At 40.6% G+C, this 10189-nt stretch carries 13 protein-coding genes; 12 read left to right on the plus strand and 1 reads right to left on the minus strand.

The window, feature by feature from the left end:
- From AC06OU_RS04995 to AC06OU_RS05045, 11 genes are all read left to right on the plus strand, one after another.
- On the plus strand, window positions 1-160 hold a 160-nt coding region (locus tag AC06OU_RS04995; RefSeq protein WP_475854387.1), incomplete at its 5' end, for an iron chelate uptake ABC transporter family permease subunit.
- A 1-nt stretch (window position 161) separates the two neighbouring features.
- Window positions 162-1631, plus strand: a complete 1470-nt coding sequence (locus AC06OU_RS05000; RefSeq protein ID WP_475854368.1) for a heme ABC transporter ATP-binding protein — start codon at window positions 162-164, stop codon at window positions 1629-1631.
- Window position 1632: 1 nt separating this feature from the next.
- Window positions 1633-2589 carry an adenosylcobinamide-phosphate synthase CbiB gene (cbiB, locus tag AC06OU_RS05005; protein ID WP_475854370.1) on the plus strand — a complete coding sequence of 319 codons (957 nt, stop codon included), beginning with the start codon at window positions 1633-1635 and terminating at the stop codon, window positions 2587-2589.
- Window positions 2576-3652: a pyridoxal phosphate-dependent aminotransferase gene (locus AC06OU_RS05010; protein WP_475854371.1), complete on the plus strand. Its 1077-nt coding sequence runs from the start codon at window positions 2576-2578 to the stop codon at window positions 3650-3652. Before cbiB ends, AC06OU_RS05010 begins: the two co-directional genes overlap by 14 nt.
- A complete protein-coding gene (locus AC06OU_RS05015) occupies window positions 3625-4155 on the plus strand; it encodes a bifunctional adenosylcobinamide kinase/adenosylcobinamide-phosphate guanylyltransferase (protein ID WP_475854373.1) in 531 nt (176 codons plus the stop codon). Before AC06OU_RS05010 ends, AC06OU_RS05015 begins: the two co-directional genes overlap by 28 nt.
- A gap of 9 nt (window positions 4156-4164) precedes the next feature.
- A complete protein-coding gene (gene cobS, locus AC06OU_RS05020; RefSeq protein WP_475854375.1) occupies window positions 4165-4914 on the plus strand; it encodes an adenosylcobinamide-GDP ribazoletransferase in 750 nt (249 codons plus the stop codon).
- Window positions 4884-5483, plus strand: a complete 600-nt coding sequence (locus tag AC06OU_RS05025; protein WP_475854377.1) for a histidine phosphatase family protein — start codon at window positions 4884-4886, stop codon at window positions 5481-5483. The genes cobS and AC06OU_RS05025 overlap by 31 nt, the downstream gene beginning before the upstream one ends.
- Window positions 5435-5848 (plus strand): bifunctional adenosylcobinamide kinase/adenosylcobinamide-phosphate guanylyltransferase, encoded by a 414-nt coding sequence (locus AC06OU_RS05030; RefSeq protein ID WP_475854379.1) that lies wholly within the window; start codon window positions 5435-5437, stop codon window positions 5846-5848. Before AC06OU_RS05025 ends, AC06OU_RS05030 begins: the two co-directional genes overlap by 49 nt.
- Window positions 5823-6413, plus strand: coding sequence for a cob(I)yrinic acid a,c-diamide adenosyltransferase (locus tag AC06OU_RS05035; protein WP_475854381.1), 591 nt, complete (start codon window positions 5823-5825; stop codon window positions 6411-6413). Before AC06OU_RS05030 ends, AC06OU_RS05035 begins: the two co-directional genes overlap by 26 nt.
- A 5-nt stretch (window positions 6414-6418) precedes the next feature.
- Window positions 6419-6901, plus strand: coding sequence for an ECF transporter S component (locus AC06OU_RS05040; protein WP_169361190.1), 483 nt, complete (start codon window positions 6419-6421; stop codon window positions 6899-6901).
- A complete protein-coding gene (locus AC06OU_RS05045) occupies window positions 6894-7556 on the plus strand; it encodes a hypothetical protein (protein WP_475854382.1) in 663 nt (220 codons plus the stop codon). The genes AC06OU_RS05040 and AC06OU_RS05045 overlap by 8 nt, the downstream gene beginning before the upstream one ends.
- A 63-nt stretch (window positions 7557-7619) precedes the next feature.
- Here AC06OU_RS05045 and AC06OU_RS05050 read toward each other — a convergent pair whose 3' ends face one another.
- Entirely contained in the window at window positions 7620-7994 is a 375-nt protein-coding gene (locus AC06OU_RS05050) for an FAS1-like dehydratase domain-containing protein (protein WP_475854384.1), read from the minus strand.
- Window positions 7995-8300: 306 nt separating this feature from the next.
- Here AC06OU_RS05050 and AC06OU_RS05055 point away from each other — a divergent pair.
- A partial coding sequence (locus tag AC06OU_RS05055; RefSeq protein ID WP_475854385.1) for a sensor domain-containing diguanylate cyclase occupies window positions 8301-10189 on the plus strand: 1889 nt, incomplete at its 3' end.

Raw genomic sequence — 10189 nt, forward strand, 5'->3', positions numbered from 1 at the left:
AAGCTTCATAAACGGAGCTTCGTTATTAATCATTTGTGACTTGGTGTCACGTACCATTATATCTCCAACAGAGCTTCCAATAGGTGTTATCACTGCCTTTATAGGTGCACCAGTTTTTGCATTTATCTTCTTCCGACAACGTAAAAAAGGAGCTGCTTAGCATGCTAGAGATCAAAAACATTTCTGGTGGTTACAATCAAAAACTAGTCGTGCATGACGTATCCTTCCAGGTATCTAAAGGAGAGATGCTAGGAATATTAGGTCCAAACGGCAGCGGGAAATCTACCCTTCTGAAATTAATGAGTGGCATACTTACCCCTGCATCAGGAGAAGTATTGATTGAAGGTAAGCAACTAAAATCCTATTCCTCAAAGGAGCTTGCGAAAAGGCTGGCCGTTTTGCCGCAGCTGCACAATCAAGCTTTTTCACATACCGTTCGAGATACGGTTTCACTCGGTCGTTACCCCCACCAGTCGGGCTGGTTTTCAACATGGTCGCAAGAGGACGAGGTAGCGACACAGGAAGCAATGAGGCTGACTGCTATCGACAAATATGAAAAGCATTTACTAGAGCTTCTATCAGGAGGAGAACAGCAGCGAGTGTTTGTAGCACAGGCATTGGCTCAGCAGGCTCCAATATTGCTGTTAGATGAGCCGACCAATCACTTGGATATTGCTCATCAAAAACAACTTCTAGATACGATTAAGACACAAGCAATTGAGAATGGTATTACGGTAATTAGCATTTTTCATGATATTAACCTTGCATCGCTATACTGTGACAGGCTTCTATTGATGGACCAAGGGAGGATTAAAGTAATTGGAGAACCGCATGAGGTAGTAAAAAAGAGTTTAGTGGAAACCGTGTATGAAGCCAGAGTTAGCACTAGTCCTCATCCAGAACGTCCTAAACCACAAATAACCATTTTGCCAGACGTAAAGGAAAAACAAGACGATAAACCAATTACAGTGTCCAATTTTCAAGTAACGGATGATTATGTTCTCTTCCGAGCAGAAAATCAATTAAAGACGTGGTCATCTGCAGTCATTAATGCAGGAAGTGGCTGGTATAGAAACTTTGTCAATCGAAGAGTGGATGCGAGCTACCATTGTGATAACGTCCAGGAGGAAATGATAGAATACCTTGCTGCCGAAGGATTATCAGAGGCAGATACGGTAGGTATGATGACAGCGGTCAAAACTACGGACGCTATCATAAAAGAGTACAAAACACCTCTTGGTAATCTAGTCGTAATGGTAACCGCGGGGGTTGGAAATGCAGTGGATGTCTCAAAAGCTCATGAGGTTGAAATGTTTCCCTCTGTAGGTACGATCAATACATGGATTGTTATCAATGGAGAGCTAGCAGAGGAGGCGTTTATTCAATCTGTTATCACTGCAACGGAGGCTAAAACGAAAGCGATGGCTCATGAACAAGTGATGGATTCAAGGACTGGTACACTTGCGACCGGTACCTCGACAGATAGCGTCCTAATTGCTGCTACACAAAAAGGCACTCCTATTGAATACGCAGGTCCTATAACAGAGATTGGTAAAAAGATTGGGCAAGGCGTATTTGAATGTACAGTGGAGGCTATTCAGATATATAAAAAGGCTAAGGGATGGGTGTAAGATGGCATCTCATATGATAGCAATAGCAATTGGTCTTCTGCTAGATCGATTAATAGGAGATCCTCCTAATTGGCCTCATCCAGTCCGTTGGATCGGCACGCTTATTTCATGGCTAACCAAGCAATTAAACAAAGGTAGTAAGAGGAAGCTTAAAGGGCTGATCCTAGTCCTAGTTATAGTGGGTATATCATTTAGCGTTGCTCTCGTGCTTGTAACCGTTGCTTATTCTATTCATATTGTTTTAGGAATTGCGCTAGAAAGTATACTTATTGCTTCTGGCCTCGCCCAAAAAAGCATGAAGAACGCTGCAATGGATGTATACAAGCCTTTGATAGAGGGGGATTTACCTAATGCAAGGGTTAAGCTTTCATGGATTGTAGGAAGAGACACGGAATACTTGAACGAGGAGGAAATAACTAGAGGGGTAGTAGAAACCGTCTCTGAGAATATAAGTGATGGAGTTACTGCACCTCTATTTTTTGCCTTCTTATTTGGTGCTCCTGGTCTGTGGGCATATAAAGCAATCAATACTTTAGATTCCATGGTTGGCTATAAAAATGAACAGTTCGAGGAGTTTGGTTATACAGCAGCAAAGTTAGATGATGTTGCGAATTATATCCCGAGTCGATTAACTGGGTTGGCCATTATGCTGGGAGGAAGAAAGGAAGCTGACATTCCCTTGAAGGAGAGAATGAAGGGGTGGTGGATGGATGCTAAGAAGCATCCGAGTCCCAATAGCGGCTTTTTAGAAGCAGCCACTGCTTATCAATTAGGCATACAGTTAGGCGGAAGAAATACATATAAAGGAGTCGTTTCCAATCGTGCATTGATGGGAATTCGTAAGGTTCCTTTAAGTGCAAGACATATATTAGGAGCGATTTCCCATTTACACACAGCCGTCTTTCTTTTCTGGCTTGGAATGACGGGGATAGGGGGTTTAATACTTGTCGTTACCTAGCCACGGAGCAAATGCTCACCAATTATATCAACGTCTAAACATTCCAATACCTGAGATGGTCATTGATTTTAGCGAAAATGTGAATCCACTTGGTCCCCCCGATTTTGTGAGGGAACAGTGGGAATCCTATGCAAATCTAATAACGAAATACCCAGATCCCTATGGAGAGCCATTCCTAAGCGCAGCTGCAATGTATCACGAGGTAAGCTCTGAACAAATACTGATTGGAAATGGTGCGGCAGAGATCTTTGCAAGCTTAGCTATACGCTATCAGCAAAAAAAAGCCGTGGTTATTCACCCTACCTTTTCAGAATATGAGGCCACGCTCAAACCATATAAGGCAATCGTTACAGAGATAATAGCTATAGGCAAGCTTCAGATGAATGAGGTACTCAGCGAGGTAGAGAAGGCAGATGTTATGTATATATGTAGGCCAAACAATCCAACTGGCTACCTGATTCCGTTAGAGGAAATTTTGCAGATAGCGGAGCATGCAAAAAGGTGCGATTGTGATTTAGTGTTGGATGAGGCTTTCTTAGATTTTATAGATGAAAAGGAATCCTTCATTCCTTATTTAAATGATTTCCCTAATGTAATAGTTGTCCGTTCCATGACTAAGATGTATGCAATTCCAGGGCTACGACTTGGTTATGCAGTAGCGGGAAAAGCAACAATAGATGGTATTCGCTCAAGGCTGCCTCACTGGAATAGTAATGCATTGGCAACTACGATTGGTGCACAGTGCTTCAAGGAAGAGGAGTATAGACAGCATGCTATTCATTTTGCGCGAAAGGCACGAGCGGACTTCACTCAATTTTTAGAGGGGCTTAATTGTAGAGTGCTACCATCTCAAACAAATTTTCTTTGCTTTCAGCTTCCCGACCCTTTTCAGTCGAAGGATTTTTTTGAATATTTACTAGCTAAAGGCTGCGTGCTACGACATACGGAAAACTTTAAAGGATTAGATGGTAATTGGTTTAGAGTAGGGATGAAAAAAGAAGCTGACATGCAGCACTTGAAAAAGGAGTTGACCACATGGTTCGAGGAAAGCTTGTCTTTATAACAGGGGGAGTGCGGAGCGGGAAAAGCCACTTTGCGGAGCAATACCTGATGAACGAGCGGGCTCCTCGTAATATATACGTTGCTTCAGGTGTAGCAACAGACAGAGAAATGGAACAAAGAATTGCACATCACCAAAGAGATCGGGAAAATTATCCGGTAAACTGGATTACGATTGAGCAACCGAGATATTTGGAGAAACTAGTGCCAGCAATCAAGGCGACAGATGGAATCCTTTGGGACTGTGTCACGACTTGGCTAGCAAACGAGCTTTACGTTAGTGACATGGAAGAGGTTGAAAAGAAGCTATTTAAAACAATCGACCGATTGCTAGAAAAGGTGAAGGTAATGGTCGTTGTATCAAATGAAGTGCTCGATGAACAAGTTTCCAGTTATGATAGTGTACTTCTTTATCAGCAATGGATTGGTCGTATTCATCAAAAATTAGTTGCTAAAGCTGATGAAGCATATGAGATGGAGTATGGTTTGGGGCATCAGTGGAAATGAGGTGGAATGATGAATAGCCTGTTATTGGCCCTTCAATTCTTTACCATTATTCCGATTAAAAAAAATCTGCCGATGGAAAAAAGACATATAACTGGGATGTATACTGTTTTTCCTTTGGTAGGAGCTGGCATTGGATCAACCGCCAGTTTGGCTCTCTATTTTGAATGGAGCTCCTTAATGACTGCATTTGTCATTGTCAGTCTTGGAATCCTACTGTCAGGTGGACTCCATATGGACGGCTTTATAGATACTTCAGATGCTTTTTTTTCCTATAGAGATTTAAAAAAACGAATGGAAATTTTAGACGACCCTCGAGTTGGTGCATTCGGTGTGATGGCCATTGTTTTGTTGATTGTAGGTAAAATAATTATCATAGCCGAGGTGTTGTCTTCTGAAAGTTTTCATTGGATATTTATAGTGCTTATTCCTGTTTTATCACGCATAGTTCTTGTGTCGCTATTTAGTACTACCCTAAATGCTAAAAAGAGCGGTCTTGCCCATTTCTTTAAGCAAAGGATTCATATTCCAATACTATTACCGTTAATAGCATGCTCATTGTTTATAGTCATTTGTTTAATTGGTCTAACGACGTATTGGCTTATTGCGATTACAATCTTAAGCGTGTTAATCGTATTTAGCTGTGTATATCGTAGCTGGACGTTAAAGAATTTCGGGGGCATTACGGGTGACTTACTCGGTGCCAGCCTAGAGCTGACGGAGGTTATTCTATGGATCACGCTTTTACTGTTACTCTCATAAGACATCTTCCGACGAAAGGGAATACTGATAGAAAGTATATTGGATGGACAGATGAGCCCGTTATTACTGGTCTAAAGACCGTTAATAAGATAGGAGAAGTAACACAAGTGTTTGGGAGTGATTTACTGCGATGCCGCCAGACTGCCGATATAATTTTTAGAGATACTCCATATATTGAAAGTGCTAAGCTGAGAGAATGCTCCTTTGGTAGTTGGGAAGAAAAAACATACGAGGAATTAAAGCATGAAGCAAAGTACCAGGCGTGGCTCGACCATTATGAATGTATTGCCCCGCCAGGAGGGGAATCTCTACGACAGCTAGAAGTAAGGGTAACAAGTGGGTTTTGTGAAGTTATTACTAGCTCTAATCATCCCATTATAATTACTCACGGTGGGCCTATTCGGGCATTGTTAAGTAAATTTGTAAATGACTCTAAAAAGTTTTGGGAATGGGATGTGCCCCATGGAAGCATGTATACACTGTGTTGGAAAGATAGACAAGAAGTACTGGAGGGAAAGCGTTGCACGTCATATTCGGTGGAGCATTTAATGGAAAAAGAGCTTTTGTAGAAAAAAAGCTAGCTGGACGTCATGTTCAATGGATTGATGCAGAGGAAGAATTCCCTACGACATTAGTTCTCGATAAAGAAATACTGGCGATAACAGGACTTGAAACCCTGCAACAAGATCAGCTAAATATATGGTTTACGCATTTAAAGGAATGGGATGCGGAAAAAGAGGTTTATGTGATTTCTACTGAAATCGGAAGAGGGATTGTTCCGATGGAGGCTAGTATGCGGAAGCTTAGGGATGATGTGGGAAGATTTTATCAGCAGCTTTTTGCTGTTGCAGAGAGTGTTACACGTATTTGGTATGGTATTCCACAAACTATAAAGGGAGATGTTCACAATGAAAATTTACACAAAAACCGGTGACAAGGGACAAACAGGATTAATCGGAGGCAGAACGGATAAAGACGATATTCGAGTAGAGGCATACGGGACAATCGACGAAGTAAACTCATTTATAGGAAAAGCAGTGACAGAGTTAGACCCATCCAAATTTGCAGATCTTCTAGAGGATTTGGAAACGATTCAGCACGAGCTATTTGACTGTGGTGGTGATTTAGCAAACGTTTCTAATCGTAGAATCTATAAAATGACCGATGAGGCAATCGAGGCAATGGAAAAACGCATTGATGTATTAGTAGAAGAAGGTCCAGTATTAGAGCGATTTATCCTTCCAGGAGGAACTCCAGCTGCAGCGACTCTTCATATTGCGCGTACCATTACTCGTCGTGCAGAGCGATTAACTGTAACGTTATCTAAAACGCAAGAGGATGTACCTTCAGTTGTACAGCGTTACTTAAATCGTTTATCGGATTATTTATTTGCAGCAGCTCGTGTGGCAAACGTGCGGGAAAACGTAAGTGATGTTGAATATGTAAGAAGCGCAAAAGTCTTTAAAAACGTTGGAAGCGAGAAAAAAGAAGGGGAGTAATCTATATGAAGCTTCGACTATTAACACTTGCAGCCATGTTCGCAGCTCTTTGTGCAATTGGAGCGTTGATCAAGATTCCAGTGGGGATTGGAAGTGCAGCACTAGATACAGTGCCTGCACTTATTTCCGCTCTTTTTTTACCGCCAATATACGCAGGAGCGGCTTCTCTAGTAGGTCATCTAGTCTCTTCCTTATCAGCTGGGTTCCCATTAGGTCCATTACATATAATCATAGCCCTGGAGATGTTTGTAATTCTATTTGTTTTTACAAAGCTCCATCAAAAGGGATATCACTTTTGGAAATGGGTTTTCTTTATCTTTGCAAATAGTGTACTAGCAACCTTACCTTTCTACTGGATTATTTCACCTGCGTTCTTCATAGGTGCTTTACCGGGTATCACGCTGGCAACTATACTTAATGCTTCCATTGCTATGATTGTTTCTCCTGTTGTTGAAAAGGTAATGGAACGAGTGAAGACACATGCGTAATGCTATATTATTGCCAAATGGGATAGTACTAACCACTGATAATTCGGCAGCGATAGGTGAAAAGGAAAACGATGTGGTATCTATATCAGATGAGGTAGTTGCCTACTTTGCCACTCGAGTCTCCATTTTGGAGCAATGGGCAGCTAGTGCCTACCCACAAACGATAGTGGTTCATAATTTTTCAGGGAATGACAGCTGGAACCAGTATATAAAAGGAATAAAGAAATTGTTTAATGAGATTGCAGAGGAATGTCCAACCGTTACAGGTAGCAGCGAAACGAATATAGAAACCATGCAATCTGCCGTGGCTATTACCATGCTTGGTCAGCAACAGCTAAAACACAATCAAGATGTTCAATGGTATGCCTATGGAAAGCCATGTGTAGGGGAAGAAGTTATTAAAGAAGCAGACAAAATCGCAGACCTAAAAAAAATTTGGGGGGCAATGAGGTCTGGATTGGTTCATGCTGTTTGGCCGGTCGGCTCTAAAGGAATAGCAGGTGAATGTAAGCAACTAGAGCTCGAGTGCAATATGAAAGGCTGGGAAGTCGAAAAATCTGCTGGTCCAGCAACGACGGTACTAGTAGGTATTAACAGGGCGAGACAGCAGGAAGCGAAACTATACTTTGGCGAATACTTTCAAGCAATCATTTAGCACACTTAGCCTTCTAAAAAGCAGTCCGTTTCCTAGTTGGAACAGACTGCTTTTTTATAGTGATTATAATATGACCCCTGAGAAACTTCCTTTTAGCACTACAGTGTTATGTTGATTGTGGCATCTAAAGGATGCAACGATAGAAGTTCTTTTCTCTTTCGGTTCTAATTGATCAATCGTAACCTCACAAGTTATTGTATCTCCGGTATAGACTGGTTTTAGAAATTCAAAGTCCATATGACGAGCCAATACATTGTTATCTCCACCCACTTTAGTCGGTAATGTTGCAGTCAGTAATCCTTGAATGACAACTCTCCCTTGAGCATCTGGATTCATATGATGAATGCCTTCATCCCCTGAAATCTTTATAAATAATTCCACATCATTTAATGTAAAAGTTCTTTCAAACCTAACTATATCCCCAGCCTTTAAAGACATATAATCTCCCCCTTAAAAGAATATTATAGTTTTTTCTATTTACTTGTATAGCCAATTCTTACTGGATGGTACCACTCATAAAATCTAATGGGAATGAAGCTATTTTTCTCGTCTTGCGATTTTGGTATCTTTATCACTTCCAATTGAGGTATATTTAGAGATCGGTATCACCTTCAAAAGAAAGTTTTAGTAGAGCTTCGAGATGAGTTAAGTTGTAGTACTCACTGCCGATAAAAGGAGGGTGATTACTATAGAAACATGGATTTTACGTTTATAGACACGAAAATGTTAAGGGAGATAAATTGAATGTTTGAAAATTATTTGGAAGAGGATATGGTCGTCATTCAAGGTGACTATGCTACTTCCGTTGTTATATTGTCCATTTTAATAGCCGTAATAGCCTCATATTCAGCCCTGACTATGAATGGAAGAGCGCAGAGGATTGGGTTTTTTCATCGAAATCTATGGTTAATGTTTGCTTCTATTGCTATGGGATTTGGAATATGGTCTATGCATTTTGTTGGGATGAGTGCTTTTTCCTTGCCTGTCCATATGACATACAACGTTACACTGACTATTTTATCTATCGTGCCAGCAATGGTAGCATCGTTCATAGCCTTTTATTTATCTAACCTACCGAAAAGAGGGCTTTGGGTTTATATCCTAGCTGGAGTTTCGATGGGAGCTGGTATCTCTACCATGCATTATATGGGAATGTATGCCATGAAAATGGATATCTCTTATTCTTATAACTACTTAATATTTATAGTTTCTATTGGTATATCAGTGGCAATCTCGATGTTAGCCGTCTATATTTTTTCAAACCTGCAACTTTATATGAAAAATCGTTGGATTCAATTATTTACTGCTCTAATTATGGGTTTAGCAGTGTCTAGTACGCATTATACGGGTATGTCAGCAGTCACTTTTTTTGTGCCAAGTGATTTTCAGGCACACGCACTTGCACATGACATGGGAAATATAGGTGGCTTAGTTATCATTGTCACTGTCGGAATGGCATTACTGCTTGGTATACTTTTTTTATTGGGTCAAATAGATCGTTATGTGGCGTACCACACGAATTTTTTTGATTCATTTACAAAACTACCAAACCGCCGACTATTTGAGCAAGATCTTCGAAAGCATTTATTTCCGGAATACTTAATCATATGGCAGCTTCATGGATTAGAGGAGCTCAATAAAGAATATAGTTATCAGTTCGTTGATGAAGTGATTAAGCTAACAGCTCAAAGATTTCAATCAATGCGACCGCCATCCTCTGAACTATATAGAATTGAAGAGAACCGCTTCGCTTTTTTGATGAAGGATGTTAAGGAAGGCTCACATGTAAAAGAAGCTATGCAGAGAATTTCCGAATATCTACAAACGCCACTCTTTATTGATGGGGAAAAAACGTATCTTTCTTCCGTTTGTGCGGTTGCAGAAGCTAAGGATAAAACCGAGGCAGCAACCTTGTATGCTAACGCTTTAGCTGTTATCCGCCACTCCTCTACTAAATTTGAAAATGAGGTAATTTTCTTTGATCCAGCTATTCACACACATGCTTTTGAGCGTGAGATAGTGGATGGAATTGGTCGTGCCATTAAAACGGGGGAACTGTTCTTAGTCTATCAGCCGAAAGTTTCTCTTAAAGGGAATCAAGTGGAAGGTTTAGAAACCTTACTCAGATGGAAACACCCCATTCATGGACTACTATCTCCGGCTTTGTTTATTCCTATACTCGAATCACATAATCGAATGGAGAGAGTTACGGACTGGATAATTGAACAGGTTTGTAAACAAATCGCAAGTTGGAGGGAAGAGGGTATCTCTTTTGGGCAAATTTCTATTAATATACCTGGAGACTATGTAACCTCACCAAAACTTCTCCAAGTATTACAAGCCAATATGTGGAATTATGAGGTTTCAGCCTCTCAGCTGGAGCTTGAAATAACGGAAACGAGCTTTGTTAGAAACATAGAAAAAGCAATCCAAGCCGTCATCGCTTTTCGAAAGGAAGGGCTATCCGTAGCTTTAGATGACTTTGGCACAGGAGTTTCTTCTTTGTCCTATTTAAAAAAAATGCCCATTTCCACGTTAAAGATAGACAAATCTTTTATAGATGAGATACCAGCATCTGAAAAGGATTCGTCCATATTGGAAGCAATGATTGGGCTTGGTCAATCGCTAAAACT

Source organism: Psychrobacillus sp. (assembly GCF_056205495.1).

Coding starts and splice junctions, on each gene's coding strand:
- AC06OU_RS05000 (WP_475854368.1), top strand. CDS start 162: ATGCTAGAGATCAAAAACATTTCTGGTGGTTACAATCAAAAACTAGTC.
- cbiB (WP_475854370.1), top strand. CDS start 1,633: ATGGCATCTCATATGATAGCAATAGCAATTGGTCTTCTGCTAGATCGA.
- AC06OU_RS05015 (WP_475854373.1), top strand. CDS start 3,625: ATGGTTCGAGGAAAGCTTGTCTTTATAACAGGGGGAGTGCGGAGCGGG.
- cobS (WP_475854375.1), top strand. CDS start 4,165: ATGAATAGCCTGTTATTGGCCCTTCAATTCTTTACCATTATTCCGATT.
- AC06OU_RS05025 (WP_475854377.1), top strand. CDS start 4,884: ATGGATCACGCTTTTACTGTTACTCTCATAAGACATCTTCCGACGAAA.
- AC06OU_RS05035 (WP_475854381.1), top strand. CDS start 5,823: ATGAAAATTTACACAAAAACCGGTGACAAGGGACAAACAGGATTAATC.
- AC06OU_RS05040 (WP_169361190.1), top strand. CDS start 6,419: ATGAAGCTTCGACTATTAACACTTGCAGCCATGTTCGCAGCTCTTTGT.
- AC06OU_RS05045 (WP_475854382.1), top strand. CDS start 6,894: ATGCGTAATGCTATATTATTGCCAAATGGGATAGTACTAACCACTGAT.
- AC06OU_RS05050 (WP_475854384.1), bottom strand. CDS start 7,994: ATGTCTTTAAAGGCTGGGGATATAGTTAGGTTTGAAAGAACTTTTACA.